Here is a 22,912-nt window from a genome sequence, read left to right as displayed (position 1 = left end):
ATAAATGTAGGGGCCGTATCACGAGGATATGGCCCCTACTGCTCTATTGAACGATACAAATTTTTGATAGCCCTTTGGCTGAATCATGCAGGCAGCTATTGCGGGAGAACGGTCAGCAGGCACAGCTCCTAAAGGCGCTATGTTGCCCTGTGGACCAGTGAAAAAGCGCTTAGTGTGCTTGAGCGGTCCTGTGTGTGCTCGATAATGAAGCCGATCGGTATCGCGACGAGTGCAGGTACTACCTAGCCCATGCCTTAAGGTGCGAGTGGAAGCAGATCAAAGGGTAGGAACACATCGGGGAAAAGCCGTCACGCAGCGCAACCGTGACTGAGACGATGCCCACGGAGACGAAGATTATTCTCCACACGGTGGTGTGTGTTGTCGCTAGGGAAACGTCGAAGAGCCAAAAAGAAAGCCAGGCCTATGCCGTAAGACCTGACCTGAAAGAGTACGGATATAGCTAAGACGCTACCAGGAGAGCAGCTCGTAGCCATCCTTGGTAACGACCAGCTGCACTTCCCACTGAGCGGAATCGGAGCCGTCTTTGGTGCGGACGATCCAGCCGTTAGAACGCTCAATCTTGATGTCCGGTTTGCCAGCGTTGACCATCGGTTCGATCGTGAAGCACATACCTGGAACCAGGATCGGACCAGTGTGTGGCTTTGCGACAAAGCTCACGAACGGATCCTCGTGGAACTCTTTGCCGATACCATGACCGCCATAGTCACGCACCACAGTAAACCCAGCATCGAGGGCAACCTGATGGACCGCGTCGCCCACATCGCCCAGGTGTCCCCAGGGCTTTACGGCGGTGAGTCCGGCTTGGACTGCGTCGTGCGTGACCTCAACGAGCCGTTTCCGTTCGTCGCTCACGTTTCCGATACAGAACATACGGGAGGAGTCAGAGAAATAGCCGTCTTTGATGGTGGACATATCGACATTGATAATGTCGCCGTCCTTCAGGACGTCCTTCTTGTTGGGGAACCCGTGGCAGACCACATCGTTGATCGAAGTGCAGACGCTGTAGGGATAGCCCTCAAAGTTCAAGTCTGCGGATACGGCACCGTGGTCACTTAAGTAGGATTCGACCCACTCGTTGATGTTCATCGTGGAGACGCCGGCCCTAATGTGGTTCCCCACATAGTCGAGCACACCTATGTTGATGGCGGCAGAGGCTTTGATGCCCTCAATATCCTTCTTCGTCTTCAGAAGTGAGCGTGGCAGCACTTCTTCCCCCTTCAGCACGAACTCCTCCATTTTCTCATCGGCTGCTGCATGGCATTTCTTGTATTTCTTGCCGCTTCCGCACCAGCAGGGGTCGTTGCGACCCGGAACAGGTAATTTATCAAACATGTATACACTCCTTGTCCTAGACGCTTAAAACTTTACTCTATGAAACTTTCCCTGCAGAACAATGAACAAATTGTCTATTGATCTCTTACTATTAACTCCAAAGATACATGCAAAGGCAGCTCACGTTCTCTCTGTGTTTGACGTGACAATAATCGGGTAAGGGGGCTCAGAGAGCACCTGAGCTAGGGAAACGATGATTAATTCCCAATAATGTGCCAGAAAGGACTAGCTACGTGGCCTTTCGCGGCCGGCATAGGCATTAATCATCGTTTCCCTAGGTTCTTAAGAGGGCTTCAGGCCGGCAGCGAACAAGGATCTGTGTGGGGCCTCTCATAAAAGGCTCTTCGCTGTTTCTAGTGGGTAGCGCATGCGAGCTTCTTCTGGGCTGTGAAGTCCAGACGGCCTAGCCTGAGGAAGATCATCGTCCTGAAGTAGGCGATGCTTCTGAAGCCCCTGGCGATGCTGCGGGCGGACTGCACGACCGAGTTGAGCCCTTCCAGGAACGAGTTGGTAGATCCCCTCTTCCACCAGTTCAAGATCCCCTCCCGCTCCTTCCTGAAGGTCCTCGCCACGCTCTTCATCTCGGCCACGGCAGAGTGCATCATCCACGAGCAGAGGCGCTCTGGGGCTGCTGCCGCCGATTCCCTGTCTGCGCATGAATAGACGTCCTGCAGCGCCTCTCCCATCTGGCATGCGCGTGCCTCCCTGAGATGGGTCTTCGCAGGGTCGAGCTCCTCCCTCTTGGCGAGTTGGAGCTTTGTGAGCGACTCCTTCTTCTTCAGCTACAGATACTTCGTCTGGGCAAGCTGCCTTGTACTTCTCCGCCGATTCGCGCCTCTCCTGGCACCTCACAGGGTCTGTCGCCCTCATCAGGAGCTGCACCACATGGAAGCTGTCCCACGCTCTGTGTGGCCTGGGGCATCTCTGCAGCTACGCCAAGCGAGTATGCCTTAAGCCATGTCGCGCGTGACCTCTAAGACCTTCGTGCGATCCCCTGCGTGCTCCTTAAGCTCGTCTCAGAGCCTGCCTAAGGCCCCCTTGTCCCTGCCCTGCGTGACGGCTCAGGCACGCTGGCCGTCGAGGTTGGCCATGATGCTGATGTAGCTTTGGCCGCGCCTCCTTGCGGTGTCGTCTATGCCCACGCGCACGACATCCGAGTAGTCGGCGGCATCCCTCGCCTCGGCCACGGCCTTGCCCAGCAGCCTCCATATGCGCGTGGGCTGTCTCGTGCAGCTGCTGCGCGACCGGCGTCACGCTCATGCCAAAGAGCGCCATCACTTATCACCTGCGCCTTAAAGAGTGCTGTGAAGTGCGTCTTCGGCCGCACCTTTCAGGGCATCCTTGTGGCATGCACACCGTCTTTGGGGCAGTCCGCCCTGGGCAGCGCGCAGTGCACGATCGTATCGCACTGCCAGATGCTAAGATGCCACAAGGTCCTCTCGCGCGTGTCACAGGTGCCGCACCTCCTGTGGCATACGGGACACTCGACTGCCTGGCCCTTTCCTGTGGGCCACCCTCACATGGAGCTTATCTTGCGCTCCCTCGCGCTCCTTAAACCAGACATCGCAGAGCTCCCACTCGTCCCTAAGCCCCCTGGGATCTCTTAAAGAGCCTTGCCAGCATCCCTGCCTTAAGCATCCATATCGCACCTTAGGAATGCAGCTTCCTGTCGGGGAAAATACTGCCGTTTAAAGGCCACGCCTTCGAGGGGATGCAGATATGCTACCCACCATAAGTAGCGAAGAGCCCATTTTAAGCCGGCGGCATACAGCGTACAGCCTCAGCGACCTCATCGAGCCGAATTAATCATCGTTTCCCTAGCCTAACAGTCAAGTAAATGAGGGCCGCTAGACCCATGCCGAGCTGCGAAGACCCACATCGGCCACAAGCATATGGTGCCCTTGCAGTTTCAACCCATCTGTGCCTTGCCTGTTTGGCACAAAACAGCTAGACCTACCAGTTGAGGTAGCTTTTGCATGTTGGCCTTGGACACACCTGTGAGGTGCCACAGGTATCTCTTGAGCCAAAAGCAGAGATTGTCCACAAGCGCCATGCTGTCCAGATAGTGCGGATCGCGCACAACTGGCTTTGTAGGATTCAGTGACAGCCCCTGAATCCCTCATCAGCCCTACTGTGGGCGCGCTTGCGCCTTCAGCTCAGTGGCCGCAAGGTCTTCTGATCCTTTCCGTGGACGGCTTGTGGCCACAGACTACGGCATAGGACGTCTGTGCCAACCCGCCGACAGGGCATACTTGCTCGCCTGCCCGAAGGCGCAGGAGAGGTGCGCATCAGCGATGTAGGCCTTGTCGATCCAGAGGCACTTCCTTGAGGACGAAAGACCCAATGCCACCATCCCCAGGCGCTTTTGATGCGATATCTGAGCGCTTTGTCTCTTGCAGTTAAGGGGCACACTGTAGCGCATGAGCCTGATGGGTGATACCTACTTCGGCAGGGTGTGTGCCTGGTGTGCTTAAAGACTGTCCCTGTAAGCGAGCTGTACGTGCGCCTGCAGTCAGGACACTCCCATCTTGGCACTTAGCTTAGCGAAGGTAGCAAAGCCTATGTGCTTACAGCAGCAACACTCGACTGTGGCCTTCTTAGGCCGGCAGATCTTGGTATCTTCGGCCTTGGCACTGCGGGTGTGGAAGGGACTTTTGCGTACCATGGATCCTGACGGTTCCACTTTCTCCTTGAAGGCTAGCCGAAGAGGTTGTCACCAAACACAGAGCCCAGTAGGCTCCAGGGCACAGCTCCCTTTGGCATGGAAAGTTGTATCACCTGGGCTAGCCGGCCGGCCTGCATCAGCCCTCATATACTTGACGGCTAGAAATCAATTCAATTTGCACACAAGATGGGCTTTACTGCAATGAGTCTGAATAGCTAGGGTATGATACTGTACAGAGACAGAAATCTATTCGTTTCAGCAAAACCCCAGTTGAGTTGTGTCCATTCTGTGAACATGACAAATCCCACATGTTTGGGGTCGGTGGGCGTGTAGGGTTAATGCTCGCGCTTCGGGGCACTGGTCTTCAAAGTGCGCTGAACCTTGAAAACCGGATACTGTGTGACAAACACTAAAAGACAGTGATTTGTGTACTAACGGTTGTATTTGGTAGTTAAACACCATGTACTTCCGTCAATTCTTTCTTAAAAAAGAGAACTACATGATGAATCCGCTTTTTTATTTGGCGAGCGTGATCATTCGATACAGGACACACACTCTTTCATTTCATCTTCTATTTGCTTGATTGCAAATGGTTTGAACGGAGAGTTCGATCCTGGCTCAGGATGAACGCTGGCGGCGCGCCTAACACATGCAAGTCGAACGGTTAAAGCACCTTCGGGTGTGTATAGAGTGGCGAACGGCTGAGTAACACGTGGGCAACCTGCCCTTTGCATCGGGACAGCCTCGGGAAACCGTGGTTAATACCGGATACTCCATCTTTCTCACATGAAAAAGATGGGAAAGTGTTTAGCGGCAAGGGATGGGCCCGCGCCCTGTTAGCTTGTTGGTGGGGTAAAAGCCTACCAAGGCAATGATGGGTAGCCGGGTTGAGAGACCGACCGGCCAGATTGGGACTGAGACACGGCCCAGACTCCTACGGGAGGCAGCAGTGGGGAATCTTGCACAATGGGCGAAAGCCTGATGCAGCGACGCCGCGTGCGGGATGAAGGCCTTCGGGTTGTAAACCGCTTTCAGCAGGGACGAGGCGAAAGTGACGGTACCTGCAGAAGAAGCCCCGGCTAACTACGTGCCAGCAGCCGCGGTAATACGTAGGGGGCAAGCGTTATCCGGATTCATTGGGCGTAAAGCGCGCGTAGGCTGCCCAGTAGGTCGAGAGTTAAATCCGGGGGCTCAACCCCCGTCCGCTCCCGATACCGCTGGGCTTCGAGTCTGGTAGGGGAAGGTGGAATTCCCAGTGTAGCGGTGGAATGCGCAGATATTGGGAAGAACACCGGTGGCGAAGGCGGCCTTCTGGGCCATGACTGACGCTGAGGCGCGAAAGCTAGGGGAGCGAACAGGATTAGATACCCTGGTAGTCCTAGCCGTAAACGATGGGCACTAGGTGTGGGGAGGCTTTACTTTCCGTGCCGACGCTAACGCATTAAGTGCCCCGCCTGGGGAGTACGGCCGCAAGGCTAAAACTCAAAGGAATTGACGGGGGCCCGCACAAGCAGCGGAGCATGTGGCTTAATTCGAAGCAACGCGAAGAACCTTACCAGGGCTTGACACTCAGATGAAGCGGCGGAAACGCCGTGGCCGAAAGGAGTCTGAACAGGTGGTGCATGGCTGTCGTCAGCTCGTGTCGTGAGATGTTGGGTTAAGTCCCGCAACGAGCGCAACCCTCGTCGCATGTTGCCAGCGGTTCGGCCGGGCACCCATGCGAGACCGCCGGCGTTAAGCCGGAGGAAGGTGGGGACGACGTCAAGTCATCATGCCCTCTATGTCCTGGGCTGCACACGTGCTACAATGGCCGGCACAGCGGGGTGCCACTGCGCGAGCACAAGCGAATCCCTAAAGCCGGTCCCAGTTCGGACTGGAGGCTGCAACCCGCCTCCACGAAGTCGGAGTTGCTAGTAATCGCGGATCAGCACGCCGCGGTGAATGCGTTCCCGGGCCTTGTACACACCGCCCGTCACACCACCCGAGTCGTCTGCACCCGAAGTCGTCGGCCTAACCTTTTGGAGGGAGGCGCCGAAGGTGTGGAAGGTAAGGGGGGTGAAGTCGTAACAAGGTATCCGTACGAGAACGTGCGGATGGATCACCTCCTTTCTAGGGAGTACTTAGAAAGCTTTACTGTATAGGTGTGTGTCTTTTCACTTCACTTCTTTGACAGGTGAGTCACAAGTATCCGGTTTTGAGGGTTTACCCCTCGTGTACCTTGAGAGCCGCATAGCACAACAAAAGCAACAATTTTTCTTTTCTAGCAAAAGATAATCGCATCTGATCGCATCAATGCAAAGACATTGATGGTAGTGATATCCCAACCATTGAAAGACAAGGTTTTAAGCAAAAAAAGAAGATGGTAAGGGCACACGGTGGATGCCTAGGCACGGAAAGCCGATGAAGGACGTGACAAGCTGCGATAAGCTGCGGTGAGAGGCACATGCTCGCTGACCCGCAGATATCCGAATGGGCAAACCCGCCAGAACTCATTTTCTGGCACGCCTTAGAAGAACACATATTCTTAGGCGAGGCAACCCGGAGAACTGAAACATCTCAGTAGCCGGAGGAAGAGAAATCAACCGAGATTCCCCAAGTAGTGGCGAGCGAACGGGGATGAGGCCAAACCGCCTGTAGGGAAACCGCAGACGGGGTTGTAGGGCAGGCAATAAAGTGCAGCGCTTGCGGAAGCAGAACAGCATGAAAAGGCTGACTGAAAAGGGTTAGAGTCCCGTACGCGAATCCAACACAGAGCGCATGAGCCTGTTCCTGAGTACTGCCGGACACGTGAAACCCGGTGGGAAGCAGGGGGGACCACCCTCCAAGCCTAAATACTCTTCCGTGACCGATAGTGGACAAGTACCGTGAGGGAAAGGTGAAAAGCACCCCGGGAGGGGAGTGAAATAGTACCTGAAACCGTGTGCTTACAAGCAGTCGGAGCGCTTACCTTGCGTAAGTGTGACGGCGTGCCTTTTGTAGAATGAGCCAGCGAGTTACGGTGTGTGGCAAGGTCAAAGTCAGAAACTGAGCCGAAGCGAAAGCGAGTCTGAATAGGGCGATTGAGTCGCATGCTGTAGACGCGAAGCCAGGTGAGCTATCCTGGGGCAGGCTGAAGCGGGGGTAAGACCCCGTGGAGGGCCGAACCCACTTAGGTTGAAAACTGAGGGGATGACCTCAGGATAGGAGTGAAAGGCTAAACAAACCTGGAGATATCTCGTTCTCCCCGAAATAGCTTTAGGGCTAGCCTCAGGCGTTCAACACTGGAGGTAGAGCACTGAATGGTAGAGGGGGCCTCACCGCCTGCCGACACCAATCAAACTCCGAATGCCAGCGTTTCAGAGCCTGGGAGTCAGAATATGTGGGCTAAGCCGTGTATTCGAAAGGGAAACAGCCCAGACCGTCCGCTAAGGTCCCTAAATTCATGCTGAGTGGCAAAGGATGTGCGTTTGCTCAGACAACCAGGATGTTGGCTCAGAAGCAGCCATTCATTTAAAGAGTGCGTAATAGCTCACTGGTCGAGTGGACATGCGCCGACAATATACGGGGCTAAGCATGGTACCGAAGCGACGGATTGTATCTTTATAGATACTTTGGTAGGGGAGCTTTCTTGTATGGGGTGAAGCGCAAGGATAACCTTGCGTGGACTTGCAAGAAGTGAGAATGCTGGCATGAGTAACGAGAAAGGCGTGAGAAACGCCTGCGCCGTAAACCTAAGGTTTCCTGGGCAAGGCTAATCCTCCCAGGGTCAGTCGGGAGCTAAGGCGAGGCCGGAAGGCGTAGTCGATGCACAGCAGGTAGATATTCCTGCACCTCCAACGTATCGTTTTTACCAATGGGGTGACAAAGCAGGGTAGCTCAAGCGGGGTTCTGGACGTCCCCGTGGAGCCACGTAGGTAGGCGGGTCAGTGAAATGCGGCCTGCCGCTATAAACTGAGGTGGCGCCCGAAACGATTGAGCGAAGTGAGCAAGCCCATACTTTCAAGAAAAACCTCTCGGGAGATACTCGGAGCCCGTACCAAAACCGACACAGGTGGGTGGGTAGAATATACCAAGGCGATCGGGAGAACCATGGTTAAGGAACTCGGCAAAATAACCCCGTAACTTCGGAAGAAGGGGTGCCACAGCGTGTGAGTGCACGTGCTGCACAAGCTGGATGTGGCCGCAGTGAAAAGGTCCAAACGACTGTTTATCAAAAACACAGGACTCTGCTGAAGTCGTAAGACGACGTATAGGGTCTGACGCCTGCCCGGTGCCGGAAGGTCACGAGGAGCTGTCAGCGCAAGCAAAGCAGCAAATCTAAGCCCCGGTAAACGGCGGCCGTAACTATAACGGTCCTAAGGTAGCGAAATTCCTTGTCGGGTAAGTTCCGACCTGCACGAAAGGCGTAACGATTTGGACGCTGTCTCAACCATGGACCCGGTGAAATTGCACTAGTCGTGAAGATGCGACTTACCCGCGGAAGGACGGAAAGACCCCGTGAACCTTTACTGCAGCTAGACATTGGCTGCCGGTCCGTCGTGTAGAGGATAGGTGGGAGACTGAGATATTGAGACGCCAGTCTCAGTGGAGTCACCCTTGGAATACCACCCTCGACGTTCTGGCATCCTAACCCGTGGCCGTGATCCGGCACGGGGAACGTGTCTGGTGGGTAGTTTGACTGGGGCGGTCGCCTCCTAAAGAGTAACGGAGGCGCGCGTAAGGTCTGCTCAGGATGGTCGGCAATCATCCTTTTGAGTGCAAGAGCACAAGCAGGCTTGACTGCGAGGCAAACAAGCCGAGCAGATGGGAAACCAGGCTCTAGTGATCCGGCGGCTTCTGAGTGGAAGGGCCGTCGCTCAACGGATAAAAGGTACTCCGGGGATAACAGGCTGATCTTCCCCAAGAGTCCACATCGACGGGAAGGTTTGGCACCTCGATGTCGGCTCATCGCATCCTGGGGCTGGAGCAGGTCCCAAGGGTATGGCCGTTCGCCATTTAAAGCGGTACGCGAGCTGGGTTCAGAACGTCGTGAGACAGTTCGGTCCCTATCCTCCGTGGGCGTAGGAAAATTGAGGGAGGCTGCCCCTAGTACGAGAGGACCGGGGTGGACGGACCTACGGTGTACGGGTTGTCTACCACAGGCACTGCCCGGTAGCTGAGTCCGGTTGGGATAACCGCTGAAAGCATCTAAGCGGGAAGCCCGTCCCAAGATGAGTTTTCCTTTCGGTAAGGCCCCTCGTAGACCACGAGGTTGATAGACCGCAGGTGTACGTGCAGCAATGCATTGAGCCGAGCGGCACTAATCGGCCGAGCTCTTCTTTTTACGATATCACGTATGCGATATATCTTTTGCCTTATATGTGTGCTATGCGGCCCTGAAGGTACACGTTTCCCTTCACAAGAGAATATCCCTCGTTGGTCAGCGATTATGGCAGGGGAGGTACACCTGGTCCCATTCCGAACCCAGAAGTTAAGCCCCCGAGCGCCGAGAGTACTGCGGTGTAGTCCGTGGGAGGGTAGGTCGTCGCTGACCAACGAGGGATATTTTTGTAGTTAGATATTGATTGAGGATCAAGGGCTTCGGTTGTTGGTTCTTGGTTTGTATGTTCCCGTATCATCTTGCTGATCGACTCAATTGCCATTCCTGTTGCGTTTTATTTGTCGGCCAGGATGTGTGTATAAGATTCTGCACTGTGGCTGGTAGATAGGTATTATTCACATAGAAAAGTTTGATGTACCTAACGGTTCCTCATTTCGATTGCTATCCTTTACTATTTCATTGAATGGTTCTGTGTGGGAACCTTATGAGGCGTACAATGATGTATTCTTGGGCCATTGGAATCGTTCAGCAAATGAATATGTATTCATTTGCTGATATCTATTGTCACAATCTCAGAAGGGATCGTTGGCATGATCAAACTTATCGCGACCGATATGGACGGTACGCTTCTCGATGAACACTCGCAGGTACCGCCTGAGACATATGAGCTAGTAGAAGCGCTTCGAGAGAAGGGCATCATATTTGTGGCAAGTAGTGGTCGCCGCTATGACACGCTGCGTTGGTTCTTCAAACCCGTAGCGGACAAGATGGATTTCGTAGCCTCGCTGGGCTGTCAAGTCTACGCAGATGGAAAGCTTTTGGATCGGGAAGATTTTTCGTACCTAGGTATTCAAAAACTCTACCAAACGTGTGAGCAATTTGATTGCCTGCATATGGTTTTATATGACGATGCGCATACCTATATCCTGGATGACCTGTCCCACTATGTGCGCGAACTTGATAAGGATTTGCCGAACGCCCAGCGAGTCGATGATCCACCTGCCCCGGATGTCAGCATCATCAAAGCCGCAGTGTGCTGTGACCGTCCCAAGGATTGCATGGATATGACCTACGTCCTCGAGCGGGAGCTCGGCGATGAGTTTGTCTTTATGCCTTCCGGCGATACCTGGATCGATACGTTGCCCCGCGGCATAAACAAGGCGACTGGGTTAGCTCAGCTGATGCAGTACTACGGCATCGAACGTGACGAAGTCGTAGCCTTCGGAGACTCTATGAACGATTACGCGATGCTTCGCTATGTTGGGCACCCACTGGTGATGGGCAACGCCCTCTATGCGGTGCAACAGATTGCTGAGCGCGTGATCGGAACCAATAAAGAGTACGCCGTGCAGCAGGAAATACGCAAGATTCTGGGGAGTGTGAAGTAAGCTAATCACCTTCTGCGTCGAGCGTGGTTTGCTTAGGGTATTGCTTTGTTTGTATGCGTGATAAAGGGGTCAATGCCATATGGATTTCTTTGATGTTGTAAAACAGCGTGGGAGTTACCGCGATGAATTTCTTCCTGTCGAGGTACCGGATGAGGATCTCAAGGCTATTCTTGATGCAGGTGTCAGGGCACCTTCCGGATATAACGGTCAAACCGTCTCGTTCATCGCCGTCCGGGATGCAAAGCTCAGGCAACAGATTGCTGAGCTTCTGCCGACTCCAGCCACCAAGACTGCGCCGGTTATCCTGGTCGTAGCCAGTGAGCCTAATGATCATGGCAGCATGAACTTTGAGATGGTGGACTACGGCGCTGCGACTGAGAACCTCATGCTCGCGATCACCGCCTGTGGCTGCGCCGGGGTCTGGATGGACGGCATGGTTCGCTCAGGTGATATGAGCGCAAAGCTCGCGAAGTTGCTGCATGTTTCCGAAGGCAAGACGATCCGTACGATCGTCCCATTTGGGAAACCTGCCAAGCCGGTTTCCCAAAAGGAGAAGAAGCCTTTAGGCGAGCGGGCAAAGATCCTATAGTCCTTGTTTACAGAGACCTGATCTATACGCCTGATCAAGCCTGACTGCGGCACTAAATGAGCCTGATAGCGGGCCATTTGGCGCTGATTTGTGAGGCGAGAATACATGATTCAGAGTCTCACTATTGCTGTTTCTACAGGTCTGTTTTATCGAAGAAGCTGGTATGGCACTCTTTGAGCTTTGTGACGTTACGGTATCTTACAGCGATCTCCTGAGCTCCCAATCAGATGGGCCCACATCAAGGGGTGAGGATGTATCGAAGGCAGACAGAGCTTCCCAACAGTCTTCGGTGCCGCCCGTGAATGATGTCTCACTGGCGCTCGACGCAGGGTGCATCTATGACTTGACGGGGCCCTCAGGCTCCGGTAAGACCACGCTTTTGCGCGCCTGTGCCCGCCTGCTGCCCCTGCAGGGCGGCACGATGCTCCTGGACGGTCAGGACTTTCGTACCTTTGAGCCGACGGAGTGGCGGCAAAGAGTCGCTCTGGTGCCGCAGAAGGCGACGCTCATACCCGGAACCGTACGAGACAATCTGCTGCTACCTTGGACGCTTACAGTGCGTGAGAGCGCCCCACGTCCGAAGGATGATTACTTAGAGCAGTGCCTCGAGGATGCAAAACTTGAGGTGGGACTTTCGCGCAATGCCGCGCAGCTCTCCGGCGGGCAGGCTGCCCGTGTGGCACTTTTGAGGGTCCTTGTAACGAAGCCGCAAGTACTGCTGCTCGACGAGGTGGATGCATCGCTCGACGATGAGTCCGCACGCGCAGTAGGGAACATGATCGTGCGCTTTGTAGGAAACAAGGCCTGTGCGCTGCGTATCCGCCATCGCCCCAATGATGGGCTGGCCAAAGGCACCCATCACTTAGAAGCGGGAAAGTTGACCTATTCGGAGAATGCATAAGGTGACGATTTAGGCACCACAAGGGGATATGCGTGAGAGGATCTGTGCTATGCAGCAAGCAGGCGTGATCGATATTGGATATTTGGAGCTTATTTTGGCGGCGGGTTTCATGCTCGTGGCCGCCTATGTCTCCTGGCGGATGAAGCTAGGTCAGGAAAAGAGCATTGCGATCGCGACAGTGCGGGTCTTTTTGCAGCTGCTCGCGATGGGCTTCATCCTCATCTACATCTTCCAGTACCAGAGTTGGTGGCTCGTTCTATTGGTGATGTTCTGCATGAGCCTCTTTGCCGCGCGCATCGCCTGTGACCGTATCAAGCTGCACCTCGATGGGTTGTGGATCGACGTGTATGCCTCCATCACCCTCTCCTCAGTCGTTATCGCTTTGATCGTTGTCGAAGGCATCATCCACGCGACACCCTGGTACAGCGCCCGGCAGCTGATCCCGATTACGGGGATGGCAATGGGGAACACGCTCTCCGCAGTCGCCCTTGCGACCAGCAGATTGTTCGCGGACCTGGACTCACGCTCCGACGAGATTTTTGCGCTTGTGGCGTTGGGGGCGACTCCGCAGGAGGCCGCGATGCCCTCTATTCGCTCCGCTGTGGGCGCAGGTATTATGCCGACGATCGCGGGGATGTCCGCGGCGGGTATCGTACAGATCCCGGGCATGATGAGCGGGCAGATCCTGGCTGGCGCCGATCCGGTGACTGCGGCTAAGTACCAGATCGTGGTGCTGCTCATGATGTCAGCGGCGACAACGCTGGCGATTGTGATGGCATGCTTCTTGACCTACCGCAAGCGCTTCTCTGAGTCAGGCTACTACCTGGATCCTGGCATGCGGGCAAAACAGAGCTGATATGGGCTGAAACGATATCGCTCAACGATATACGTTCACGATGAAGCCAGGCGTCTCAGAGCCTCAGGGACGCCTGGTTTAGTTGATCGGTGTGGTACTTACTGTTCTATCAGGAGGTGATGTTGCCGAACTCGGAGAGCTTGAGCTTCGGGTTGTTCTCGACCGCCCAGTTGAGGTTCCACTCACTCGTGAAGAGCAGCAGATGCTTGCCCTGCATATCCAGGACACGGGCGGTGTCACGGGTGAGGTTCAAGGTCTTGGTATCGAGCTTCTCGGGGCTGTTCTGGATCCAGCGGATCAGGGTGTAGGGGAGGGGTGAGCGGCGCACTTCGACATGGTACTCACTCTGTAACCTGTGTTCGAGGACGTCGAACTGCAGGACGCCGACAGCACCGACGATCACGGACTCCAAGCCGCAGCCCTCCTCGTGAAAGATCTGGATAGCGCCTTCCTGTGAGAGCTCGGACATACCCTTGACGAACTGCTTGCGCTTTAAGGTATCCACCTGCGTGATGCGGGCAAAGTGCTCGGGGGCAAAGGTCGGAATCGGTGGGTATTTGACCGGGGTCTTGCCAGCGCAGATCGTGTCGCCGATCGAGAAGATGCCCGGGTCAAAGAGCCCTACGATATCCCCGGCATACGCCTCATCTACGATTGCGCGGTCGTCTGCCATCATCGAGGTGCCGGTGGCAAGCTTCATATACTTGTCGCCCTGCACGTGGTAGGCGCTCATACCGCGCTCAAACTTACCGGAGCATACGCGCAGAAACGCGATGCGGTCCCGGTGGTGGGGGTCCATATTGGCTTGGATCTTGAAGACGAAGCCACTGAAGGGGTTCCTGACCGGATTGACCGGCTTTTTGGTGAGGGTGTCGGTGTAGAAGAGGGGCTCCGGGGCCAGACGCAGGAAATCCTGCAGGAAGGGTTCGACGCCGAAGTTGGTGAGGGCGGAGCCAAAGAAGACCGGGGTGACCTCGCCGGTACGGAAGGACTCGAAGTCGAAGTCGTTGCCCGCGCCGTCCAGAAGCTCGATATCCTCCTGCAGCTTCTCGTGCTCCTCATGGCCGATAATCTCGCCGAGCTTGGGGTCACCGAGCTCAACCTCTACCTCTCTGACCTTCTTGGTGGCATTGGCGGTCTCAGTCCTCTCAAAGAGCAGGACGTGGTGGGAATTGCGGTCGTAGACGCCCTTGAAGCCCTTGCCGCTCCCGATCGGCCACGTTACCGGATACGTCGCGATCCCTAATACGTTCTCGATCTCCTCCATCAGCTCGAAGGGGTCACGGATATCGTGGTCGAGCTTGTTGACGAAGGTGAAGATCGGGATGTGCCTGAGCGTGCAGACCTTGAAGAGCTTGATGGTCTGTGCCTCAACGCCGCGGGCGCCGTCGATCACCATGACTGCCGAGTCCGCCGCCATAAGCGTTCTGTATGTGTCCTCGGAGAAGTCCTGGTGGCCCGGGGTGTCCAGAATATTGATGCACTTGCCCTGGTAGGTGAACTGCAGGACCGAGGAGGTGACGGAGATGCCGCGCTCCTTCTCGATATCCATCCAGTCTGACACGGCATGCTTGGCAGAGCTCTTCCCTTTAACGGAGCCCGCAGTTTGAATTGAGCCGGTATAGAGCAAGAGTTTTTCGGTCAGGGTCGTCTTTCCGGCATCCGGATGCGAGATGATTGCGAAAGTACGACGCCGGGAAATCTGATCCGACAGATATGACATGGAATTCCTTTGCGTGTATAGATGGGGGAGTATCCCTGCTCTTAGTTGTATGAACTTATCTATTGTAGCGGGGTTGCTTGGCGTTGTGAAACAGGTGCACGGGATGCAAAAAAGCGCTAGAAACCGAGCAGTAAGAGGACTGCGACGTAGGCAGTGCTGGCAGCGAGAGCGCCCCAATCGCCTGCATGCATCTTAAGGGGGTGCCAGTGGCTGCGCCCAGCTCCTCCCTCATAGGAGCGGGCGTCGAGGGCGCGCCCCACGTTGTGGGCGTGACGCACACAGCTTGCGAGCAGCGCGATCGTGACCGGGCCGATCGCCTGAAGGCGTTTGGTGGGGGAGTTGGAGTCCCAACCACCGCCACGTGCGGTCTGCGCGTCGACGATTGCGGAGGCTTCGTCGGCGATTGTCGGGATAAACCGCAGCATCAGTGAGAACACCATCGCCAACTCATGCCCCGGAAGCCCGATAGAGGAAAGTGGGGAGAGCAGTGCGTCGAAGGCATCGGTGAGCTGGGTTGGAGTGGTAGTGAGAAGCAGCAGGGCCCCCATCAGGATTGCGATCGAGAAGCGCAGCGGGTAGCAGATGGCGTCCCAGACCCCGAGGTTCGTGATGCGCAGGATGCCCCACTGGATGAGCGGGGTGCCACCCTGCACAAAGAAAAGGTTGAAGATAGAGAGGGCGCACAGGATCACCACGAGCGGTTTGATTGACTGCATCACTTTATGCGGTGGGATGTGGCTGATTCGTACGATCATAAAGGCGCAGGCTAAGCCATAGATCAACTGCAACGGGGTGTGGATAAAAAAGACGGTGATCATCCAGACGAGGGCGACGCCGATCTTTGCGCGGGGATCCATCCTGTGGAGGTGAGAGGTAGCCGGATAGTACTGGCCGATCGAAATACGCAGCGCCATCTCTCTCATCTCCTTTCCGAGGATCTAGTGCAAAGCTGTCACAAGCGCCTCGAGCGTGAGTGGGGCGCCGAGAAACGTATCGAGGGAAGTATCCACCGGGAGGATATCCTGCTTTTTCAGAGTTTCGCCTAAGGCAAGCGCAAAGCGCAAGGCATGGGGCAATCCCAGGCCGCAGTTGTGCAGCAGCGCCTGATGCTTGGGAGTGAAGATCTCCCGTGGGCTTCCCTGGGCGATCACGCGTGACTCGTTGAGTACGACGACCTGTTCGAAGCGGGCTGCGTCTTCCATCGAGTGGGTGATCTCAATCAGGGTCACGCCTTCCTCGCAGGCCCGCTTGAGCGCTAAGGTAAGCTCCGCTCTGCCTGCAGGGTCGAGCCCTGCCGTCGGCTCATCGAGTACGAGGATAGGTGGATTCATCGCAAGTACTCCTGCAAGGGCACACAAGCGCTTCTGACCCCCGGATAATTCAAAGGGTGAGTATTGAGCCTTATCCTGCATTCCGACGGTCTCAAGAGCCTGAGAGACCCTCTTGTTGACTTCCTCTTCGGAAAGGCCCATGTTGTGCGGACCGTAAGCGACGTCTTCGGCAACCGTCTGGGCGAAGAGCTGCCGCTCGGGGTGCTGCATCACATACCCGATGTGGCCATGCAGTTCCCGACGCTGTCCCTTTTCATCGGTGCGGATGCCTTCGACAGTGATGGTCCCGCTATCGGGGACCTCGAGTGCACATAACAGACGTGCCAGCGTTGACTTGCCCGAGCCGGTCTGCCCGATGATGGCGGTCGTCGATCCTTTGTCAAAGGTGAGGTTGAGATCCTGAAGGGCTGGGTGTCTGCGCGAGGAGGTATCGAAGTAGCGGTAGGAGACGTCATCCACCGTAATCTGTGGCGCATCGGAGGTTTTGACTTTCGTAGGAGTCATAGGCGCTTCGAAGTAGAAGGCCTCCGGAGAAGCCGGTTGTATTCGCTGCGTCAGTGCGTGGATCAGTTCAGATTCAGAGGCGGTCCAGGCGATACCGGAGTCAGTGAGCTGGGCCGACAAGCGTGCGGCAAAGGGCTCTGTAAGCCCTACGGAGCGGATCTGGTCGGTGTGGGAGAAGACCTCTTCCGGTGTCCCATCGAGGATGATGGAGCCGTGGGAGAGGACGATCACACGGTCTGCTGCGAGGGCTTCCTCCATAAAGTGGGTGATGTGGACTAAGGTGATGCCCTCATCGTGCAACTGATCCATCACTTTCATGATGGAGCGGCGACCACGGACGTCCAACAAGGCTCCCGGCTCGTCGAATACCAGCAGCTTGGGATGCATCGCCAGCGCCGAGGCGATTGCCACACGCTGCTGCTGGCCACCGGAGAGCCTCGTCGGGTCAGCCTGGGCATAGGGTTCCATTGCGACACGATGCAGCTCTTCTCTAACCCGTTTTTCGATCTCCTCAGAGGGGAGCCCTAAGTTCTCCGGTCCGAAGGCGACTTCGTCGGCGACGACGGTCGTGACGATCTGATCGCCCGGGTTCTGAAAGACAAGCCCGAGGTCACGGCGCGCCTTGCGGTAGGCCTCGAAGTCAACACCTCGATCGTCGAGTACCTTGTAGCCGATGAGCTCAACGGTTCCCTCGTCGGGAGCTAACAGCCCACAGAGGACTGAGGCTAAGGTTGACTTGCCGGAGCCGTTAGCCCCGAGAATGCAGAGGCGCTGGCCCTCGGGGATTTCGAGCGACAAGTCATCTAAGGCCCGTATCTTATCGAAGGTCAGCGTCACATGGTCAAGTTTCGCTGCCAGTGCATGCTCTGTCATAGGGAATTTCTCAATGCCCAGTTACTCGTTGTCGACCAGTGCCTTGGAGACCGGCTTGTAGATAAGAGCAGTGACCACGCAGTTGATAGCGACCTTGAGAGCGTTGAAAGGCAAAAGGAACGGGACGATCATATTGACGACAGCGCTCATATCCATACCGGCGTAGATCGGGGTCACGACGATGTTCGCCAGGATGCAGCAGATGATAGAGACGATAGAGCCGACGATCATACCGATACTGGAGCCACGGCGGGTGGTGTCATGCTGATAGATGAGGCTTGCGGGCCACACGAGTGACAGCGTTGCGATGATCGCCATCAGCATCCCCCAGAAGCCGGATGTCGTTGCAATATGGGGGAGGTAGGAAATGATGGAGACCGCGACGCCGGTGGCAGGGCCGAAGGCAAAGCCCGCGATCAAGCAGATGATGCCGGAGGGGTCATAGTGCAGCCAGGGGACTGCCGGAAGCAGCGGGACCTCGATAAAGAGGGTGCAGACCGCAGCGAGGGCGCAGAAGAGCGCCGTGATTGCGATGCGGCGGGTGCTCCAGTTTCCCTGCGCGGTCGTTGAGTGGATATCATGTTGAGAAGTAGGTTGAGCCATAGTGGCTTCCTCCGTTTCTTTCATCCGGACTCTAACCGTTGGTTTTGGATTTTCACCAAATCAGCCGCCCCTCTGCGGCGCGCGGACTTAAAGGCCTCGATGTGTCTTCTTACCACCAGTGAGGAATTGCACCTCGCCCTGAAACCTACAGCTGCACTCTAGCATGTTCTGTGTCCAATACCAAGGCTGCGGTAGCAAGGCGAGACATATTCACAGAGCTGTAATAAATCAGATTACATGATGATACTTTTGAAGCACAGGCGCCGCGCTGTGCGCAAGCGGTGCGATCTTGAGGGATCAAATCCAAAGAGAGCTCTGGTATTCTACTATGAGCTCAAACAACGAGCAGACCCGGGTGCACCGGATATAGAAGGGGATGTCCTATGAGCACAGCAGAACACAGTGGGTTGGTATGTCGGCTCCGCACTCTTGTAGGGGATACCAATGTCGTGACTGATGAGCCGATGGTCGAGCACACGACCTTCCGTATCGGTGGCCCTGCCGATGTCTTTGTGACACCGGGGAACGCGCAGGAAATCGCACAGGTGTTGGATCTCTGTAAAGAGCTGGACGAGCCCTACTTTGTGTTGGGGCGCGGCTCTGACCTCTTGGTGAGCGATGCGGGATACCGCGGGGTGATCGTCTCCTTAGTGCGACTCAACAAACTGGAGCTGCACGGTACCCAGGTGATCTGTGGGGCAGGGGTGACTTTAAAGAAGGTTGCCGCCTTCGCCCGCGACGATAGCCTCACCGGGCTGGAGTTCGCTTCCGGTATCCCGGGCTCTGTCGGGGGTGCGGTCTTTATGAACGCCGGCGCTTACGGCGGGGAGACAGCGGATGTGGTCTCTTCGATTTGGGCACTCAACCCCGAAGGTAAGCTCGCCACCTATAGGAACGCTGAGCTGGAGTTTGGCTACCGCCAAAGCCTCGTACGTCGTGTAGGCCTGATCGTGCTGGAGGTGACCTACAGCCTGAAGCCGGGGGACAAGGAGCAGATCCAGGCTACGATGAATGGCCTGGCTCAGCGTCGTCGGGAGAAACAGCCGCTCGAGTATCCGAGCGCCGGCTCCACCTTCAAGCGCCCGAAAGGGTATTTCGCCGGCAAGCTGATTACCGATGCGGGGCTCAAGGGATACCGCGTGGGAAATGCCTGCGTCAGCGAGAAACATGCCGGATTTGTAGTTAATCTCGGCGGGGCGACCGCTAAAGATATCCATGCGGTCATCGAACATGTGCAGGATGAGGTGCAGCGCCAATTTGGGGTCCACTTGGAGCCTGAAGTGCGCTTTTTAGGCTAATTTGATACCTGAGTCTGATTTTAAGGGTCTGGGTGTTTCTGTGGATATGCTTCTGTTACATCCGATGTGGCTTTATAGTAATTAGATTGAACTAGTCCTATTCGCAGAAATGATCCGTGAGGAGTGAACAGAGCATTGCCGGAATCAGAGAATCAGGAAAGGAAGCATCAATCCTCGCTGACGCGCCGAAGTGCCCTTAAATTGTTTACAGGTATGTTGGGTTTGGCTGCCATCCTGCACCACCCGATACCCGCTTTGGCAGACGATGTGACGGATGCGACCAATGCCGCCAATGATGCTGCCGGTAAGCTTGCTGATACGCAGAAGCAGTTGGCTGATGCGCAGGCGCAGTACAACGATATTCAGAATCAGCTGAACCAGATCCAATCCGACTATGAGGACATGGCACGACAGCAGTCCCAGACGCTCGATCAGATCGAGGATGTACAGCGTCAGATCGATGCGACGCAGGAAGCGGTCGATCAGAAGCAGGCGGAGCTGGACGAGAAGCGCGGAATTCTGTCAAAACGCATGTCTTCCGATTATAAAGCGGGAAAAGATAATTTCCTGTCTGTCATATTGAATTCTGAGAGCTTTGAAGACCTGTTCCAGAACGTGTACTACATGGATAAGATCTCGGCTCAGGACAGCCAAATCATTGCGGAGACCAAAGCTGCCAAAGAGGCCTTGGATCAGCAGCGGGCCCATCTGATCGAAGAGAAGTCTCAGCTCGATGAGCTCAACAGCCAGCAGCTCGATCAGATGAACCAGATGAGCGCAAAGCGCGATGAGGTCTCTCAGTTGCTCGGCCAGGCCAATTCAAGCGTACAGGATCTGCTCAAACAGCAGGATTCCGATCTGATGGCGTACAACCAGGCAGAAGAGGCGCGCCTGAAAGCGGAGGCGCAGGCGCAGGCACAGGCCCGCTCACAGGGAGGAACGCCGGTGGCAGGCGCCGCAGCTAATGTTGTGACCGGCTCAGGCTCTTTGGCAGATGTCCTCAATTCGTGCAACTCTACCCCGTTTGCAGGCGTCGGCTACTGCGCGACCTGGGTGACCAATGTCTTTGTCAACGCAGGCGTCGGTCGCTACGGCGGCAACGCGAACGACATGTACGCGCGCTGGTGCGGCAGCTCCAACAGGGGTGGCCTACAGCCGGGTATGATCATCGCGGTGTCTTCCTGCGATGGAGACGCGGCAGGCCGTATCTACGGTCACGTGGGCATCTATGTGGGTAACAACACCGTGATGGACAACTACAACACGATCCGTCACGTTAATCTCGACGACTGGATCAACGCAATGAGCCACATCGTGACCCCGCGCTGGGGCTGGATGGGCGGCGTTACGCTCTCCTAAGTCAGCTGCTTTCACACAATGATTGTTTGAACAGCAGGCGCGCCTGCCGTCTCTATAGCTGCGGCGGCTAGTTCTTAAGCGAATTGAGGGGAGCGGGGAAGCGTCCGCCACGGTGGGCGAAGATCGAACCTGCATACTTGTTGACCGGCATGACCGGAGCGGAGCCGAAGAGCCCGCCGAACTGAAGCACATCGCCTTCCTTCTTACCAATTGCGGGGATGAGGCGTACGGCAGTCGTCTTGGTGTTGATCACGCCGATCGCCATCTCGTCGGCGATGATGCCGCAGATGGTCTCAGGCGAGGTGTCACCCGGGATCGCGATCATATCGAGACCGACGGAACACACTGAGGTCATCGCCTCGAGCTTCTCGATGGAGAGCGCGCCTTTCTCTGCAGCTTCGATCATGCCTGCGTCCTCGGAGACCGGGATGAAGGCGCCGGAGAGGCCGCCCACCGAGCTTGACGCCATGACCCCGCCCTTTTTGACGCAGTCGTTTAAGAGCGCCAGAGCGCAGGTGGTGCCGGGGCCACCGCAGGTGTCGACGCCGATGATCTCCAAGATCTTGGCTACTGAGTCGCCGGCTGCTGGGGTTGGGGCGAGCGAGAGGTCCACAATGCCCTTCTGTACGCCGAGCCGCTTTGAAGCCTTCCGGCTTATCAGCTCGCCGGCGCGGGTGATCTTGAAGGCGGTGCGCTTGGTCGTCTCGGCGACGGTCATGAGATCCGCATCCTTGGGCAGCTGCTCAAGTGCGGCAGCCATAACGCCTGGGCCGGAGACGCCGACGTTGATCACCGCATCCGCCTCACCGGTGCCGTGCACCGCTCCCGCCATGAACGGAGAATCCTCGACCATGTTGCAGAAGGTGACGAACTTCGCGGCGCCGTAGCAGTCGCTATCTTGGGTCGCCCTGGCACACTCGATAATCGTGTTGGCCGCCAGGAGCGCTGCATCCATGTTGATGCCGGCACGAGTGGAGGCGATATTGAGTGAGGAGCAGACCCGCTCAGTGGTGGAGAGGGCCTTGGGGATGGAAGCGATGAGATGCTTGTCCGCGTCGCCCATGCCTTTCTGCACCAAGGCGGAGAAGCCGCCCATAAAGTCGATGCCTAGGGTCTGCGCGGCCTTGTCCATCGCCTGGGCGAGCGGGGATAGGTCCTTATCCGGGCAGGCGGAGGCGATCATTGCGATCGGAGTGACCGAGATGCGCTTGTTGGCGATGGGGATGCCGTACTCGCGCTCGAGGTCCTCCGCGGTTTCCACCAGGTGTTCTGCCTGGGTGGTGATGCGGTCATAGACCTTGGTGCACATGCGCTTCATGTCCTCGTCAGCGCAGGGGAAGAGCGAGATCCCCATCGTGATGGTCCTCAGATCGAGGTTTTGCTCTGCCACCATTGACAAAGTCTCATTGACCTCATTGGGGGTTATGTCCATAGCTTCACTTTTCTGTCGATGTCTGCTGTGCCGTAAAGTATAGGGGCACGAGTCGTGAGCAGTGTCTGCTCAATACACACTTGAAACCTTTTTGGTTCCTACACCTGTCTCATCTTCTCGAGCTCTTCGGTGTAGTGCTTGGCTTTGGCCTTGTTGCCCCGGTTTTGGTACTGTAGCGAGATGAGGGACAGAAGCTCCGCGCGCTCCATACCCTTCGCTTTCGGCAGCTCCTTGAGCATCCGCTCCAGGTACTCAGAGCTCTTGCGAGCGATAATGTTGTACATCATACGGTCGTGCTGGGCGGTCTGCTTCGCGTCGCTCGCCTCGATTGCGTCGAGCATCTTGCCGGCGCGCTTGTAGGCTCCGGTGTCCAGGTAGAGCTCAAAGGCGCGCTGGTTTGCGATATCGCGCTGCCGTTTACCGAGGTGTTTGCTGGTCTGGATCTGGCGGATCAGCTCGATCGCCTCCTTGTTGCGGTCGAGCGCGACATAGGCGTCGAGTCTCACCATGGCTAGCGGGAAGGGATGCGTGAAGAAGCGCGCAGCGAAGTGGGTGGTGTATTCCAGCACCCCCTCGTAATCCTGCGTCTGCAGCAGGTGGGAGAGCTTGCGTGAGACCCGGTTCCTCATGAATATATCGAGCAGGACCAGGATAAAGACCAAAAGCAGAGTTATCTGAAGCGGAGTTGCCATCGTTGTCCTTACCGTATGCGGTATTGCAGCAAACAAAGCTAGAGCA

16 protein-coding genes, 3 rRNA genes and 1 riboswitch are annotated in these 22,912 nt (G+C 56.1%); of the genes, 9 read left to right on the top strand and 10 right to left on the bottom strand.

Annotated features, from left to right (window positions below; all coding sequences use genetic code 11):
* Window positions 1-468 precede the first annotated feature (468 nt).
* From J4859_RS13175 to J4859_RS13165, 4 genes are all read right to left on the bottom strand, one after another.
* Window positions 469-1,353, bottom strand: coding sequence for a methionyl aminopeptidase (locus tag J4859_RS13175; RefSeq protein ID WP_212330430.1), 885 nt, complete (start codon window positions 1,351-1,353; stop codon window positions 469-471).
* Between the two features lie 353 nt (window positions 1,354-1,706).
* Window positions 1,707-2,135 (bottom strand): transposase, encoded by a 429-nt coding sequence (locus tag J4859_RS13170; RefSeq protein ID WP_212335350.1) that lies wholly within the window; start codon window positions 2,133-2,135, stop codon window positions 1,707-1,709.
* 279 nt (window positions 2,136-2,414) lie between these two features.
* Window positions 2,415-2,540, bottom strand: coding sequence for a hypothetical protein (locus J4859_RS17155; RefSeq protein WP_256436751.1), 126 nt, complete (start codon window positions 2,538-2,540; stop codon window positions 2,415-2,417).
* Between the two features lie 1,022 nt (window positions 2,541-3,562).
* Complete coding sequence (locus J4859_RS13165; protein ID WP_212330428.1) at window positions 3,563-3,775, bottom strand: hypothetical protein; 213 nt, start codon at window positions 3,773-3,775, stop codon at window positions 3,563-3,565.
* An 838-nt stretch (window positions 3,776-4,613) separates the two neighbouring features.
* Between J4859_RS13165 and J4859_RS13160 the strand changes: the two genes are divergently transcribed.
* From J4859_RS13160 to fetB, 7 genes are all read left to right on the top strand, one after another.
* Window positions 4,614-6,127 (top strand): 16S ribosomal RNA (locus tag J4859_RS13160).
* A gap of 243 nt (window positions 6,128-6,370) precedes the next feature.
* Window positions 6,371-9,320: ribosomal RNA gene (locus tag J4859_RS13155) — 23S ribosomal RNA — on the top strand.
* Between the two features lie 95 nt (window positions 9,321-9,415).
* Window positions 9,416-9,530 (top strand): 5S ribosomal RNA (gene rrf / locus J4859_RS13150).
* Together the 16S, 23S and 5S rRNA genes form the textbook arrangement of a ribosomal RNA operon.
* A gap of 377 nt (window positions 9,531-9,907) precedes the next feature.
* The gene (locus J4859_RS13145; RefSeq protein WP_212330426.1) at window positions 9,908-10,705 is read left to right on the top strand and encodes a Cof-type HAD-IIB family hydrolase; all 798 of its coding nucleotides are present in this window, start codon (window positions 9,908-9,910) and stop codon (window positions 10,703-10,705) included.
* A gap of 79 nt (window positions 10,706-10,784) precedes the next feature.
* Window positions 10,785-11,294, top strand: coding sequence for a nitroreductase family protein (locus tag J4859_RS13140; RefSeq protein WP_212330424.1), 510 nt, complete (start codon window positions 10,785-10,787; stop codon window positions 11,292-11,294).
* A gap of 289 nt (window positions 11,295-11,583) precedes the next feature.
* Window positions 11,584-12,195, top strand: a complete 612-nt coding sequence (locus J4859_RS13135) for an ATP-binding cassette domain-containing protein (protein WP_212330422.1) — start codon at window positions 11,584-11,586, stop codon at window positions 12,193-12,195.
* A gap of 49 nt (window positions 12,196-12,244) precedes the next feature.
* Window positions 12,245-13,051 carry an iron export ABC transporter permease subunit FetB gene (gene fetB / locus J4859_RS13130; protein ID WP_212330420.1) on the top strand — a complete coding sequence of 269 codons (807 nt, stop codon included), beginning with the start codon at window positions 12,245-12,247 and terminating at the stop codon, window positions 13,049-13,051.
* Window positions 13,052-13,160: 109 nt separating this feature from the next.
* Here the strand turns inward: fetB and J4859_RS13125 are convergent, their stop codons facing one another.
* From J4859_RS13125 to J4859_RS13110, 4 genes are all read right to left on the bottom strand, one after another.
* A complete protein-coding gene (locus J4859_RS13125; protein WP_212330418.1) occupies window positions 13,161-14,774 on the bottom strand; it encodes a peptide chain release factor 3 in 1,614 nt (537 codons plus the stop codon).
* Between the two features lie 116 nt (window positions 14,775-14,890).
* Complete coding sequence (locus tag J4859_RS13120; RefSeq protein ID WP_212330416.1) at window positions 14,891-15,688, bottom strand: energy-coupling factor transporter transmembrane protein EcfT; 798 nt, start codon at window positions 15,686-15,688, stop codon at window positions 14,891-14,893.
* Window positions 15,689-15,712: 24 nt separating this feature from the next.
* Window positions 15,713-17,482 (bottom strand): ABC transporter ATP-binding protein, encoded by a 1,770-nt coding sequence (locus tag J4859_RS13115; protein WP_249113649.1) that lies wholly within the window; start codon window positions 17,480-17,482, stop codon window positions 15,713-15,715.
* A 21-nt stretch (window positions 17,483-17,503) separates the two neighbouring features.
* Window positions 17,504-18,085 carry an ECF transporter S component gene (locus tag J4859_RS13110; protein WP_212330414.1) on the bottom strand — a complete coding sequence of 194 codons (582 nt, stop codon included), beginning with the start codon at window positions 18,083-18,085 and terminating at the stop codon, window positions 17,504-17,506.
* Between the two features lie 8 nt (window positions 18,086-18,093).
* Window positions 18,094-18,235: riboswitch (FMN riboswitch) on the bottom strand.
* Window positions 18,236-18,468: 233 nt separating this feature from the next.
* Between J4859_RS13110 and murB the strand changes: the two genes are divergently transcribed.
* Window positions 18,469-19,383, top strand: a complete 915-nt coding sequence (gene murB / locus J4859_RS13105; protein WP_212330412.1) for a UDP-N-acetylmuramate dehydrogenase — start codon at window positions 18,469-18,471, stop codon at window positions 19,381-19,383.
* Window positions 19,384-19,584: 201 nt separating this feature from the next.
* Window positions 19,585-20,742 carry a CHAP domain-containing protein gene (locus J4859_RS13100; RefSeq protein ID WP_212330410.1) on the top strand — a complete coding sequence of 386 codons (1,158 nt, stop codon included), beginning with the start codon at window positions 19,585-19,587 and terminating at the stop codon, window positions 20,740-20,742.
* Between the two features lie 67 nt (window positions 20,743-20,809).
* On the opposite strand, the gene J4859_RS13095 is transcribed toward J4859_RS13100, so the two are convergent.
* Together J4859_RS13095 and J4859_RS13090 are read right to left on the bottom strand one after the other, a co-directional pair.
* Entirely contained in the window at window positions 20,810-22,174 is a 1,365-nt protein-coding gene (locus J4859_RS13095; protein WP_212330408.1) for a PFL family protein, read from the bottom strand.
* A gap of 98 nt (window positions 22,175-22,272) precedes the next feature.
* The gene (locus tag J4859_RS13090) at window positions 22,273-22,866 is read right to left on the bottom strand and encodes a hypothetical protein (protein WP_212330406.1); all 594 of its coding nucleotides are present in this window, start codon (window positions 22,864-22,866) and stop codon (window positions 22,273-22,275) included.
* Between the last annotated feature and the right edge of the window lie 46 nt (window positions 22,867-22,912).

It is taken from the genome of Atopobium sp. oral taxon 416 (assembly GCF_018128285.1).
GTDB lineage: Bacteria > Actinomycetota > Coriobacteriia > Coriobacteriales > Atopobiaceae > Olsenella_L.
The sequence above is the reverse complement of the archived record's forward strand: the minus strand, read 5'-3'. Positions and strand labels throughout refer to the sequence as shown.

Coding starts and splice junctions, on each gene's coding strand:
- fetB (WP_212330420.1), top strand. CDS start 12,245: ATGCAGCAAGCAGGCGTGATCGATATTGGATATTTGGAGCTTATTTTG.
- J4859_RS13095 (WP_212330408.1), bottom strand. CDS start 22,174: ATGGACATAACCCCCAATGAGGTCAATGAGACTTTGTCAATGGTGGCA.
- J4859_RS13175 (WP_212330430.1), bottom strand. CDS start 1,353: ATGTTTGATAAATTACCTGTTCCGGGTCGCAACGACCCCTGCTGGTGC.
- J4859_RS13140 (WP_212330424.1), top strand. CDS start 10,785: ATGGATTTCTTTGATGTTGTAAAACAGCGTGGGAGTTACCGCGATGAA.
- murB (WP_212330412.1), top strand. CDS start 18,469: ATGAGCACAGCAGAACACAGTGGGTTGGTATGTCGGCTCCGCACTCTT.
- J4859_RS13145 (WP_212330426.1), top strand. CDS start 9,908: ATGATCAAACTTATCGCGACCGATATGGACGGTACGCTTCTCGATGAA.
- J4859_RS13090 (WP_212330406.1), bottom strand. CDS start 22,866: ATGGCAACTCCGCTTCAGATAACTCTGCTTTTGGTCTTTATCCTGGTC.
- J4859_RS13120 (WP_212330416.1), bottom strand. CDS start 15,688: ATGGCGCTGCGTATTTCGATCGGCCAGTACTATCCGGCTACCTCTCAC.
- J4859_RS13125 (WP_212330418.1), bottom strand. CDS start 14,774: ATGTCATATCTGTCGGATCAGATTTCCCGGCGTCGTACTTTCGCAATC.
- J4859_RS13165 (WP_212330428.1), bottom strand. CDS start 3,775: ATGCGCTACAGTGTGCCCCTTAACTGCAAGAGACAAAGCGCTCAGATA.
- J4859_RS13110 (WP_212330414.1), bottom strand. CDS start 18,085: ATGGCTCAACCTACTTCTCAACATGATATCCACTCAACGACCGCGCAG.
- J4859_RS13115 (WP_249113649.1), bottom strand. CDS start 17,482: ATGACAGAGCATGCACTGGCAGCGAAACTTGACCATGTGACGCTGACC.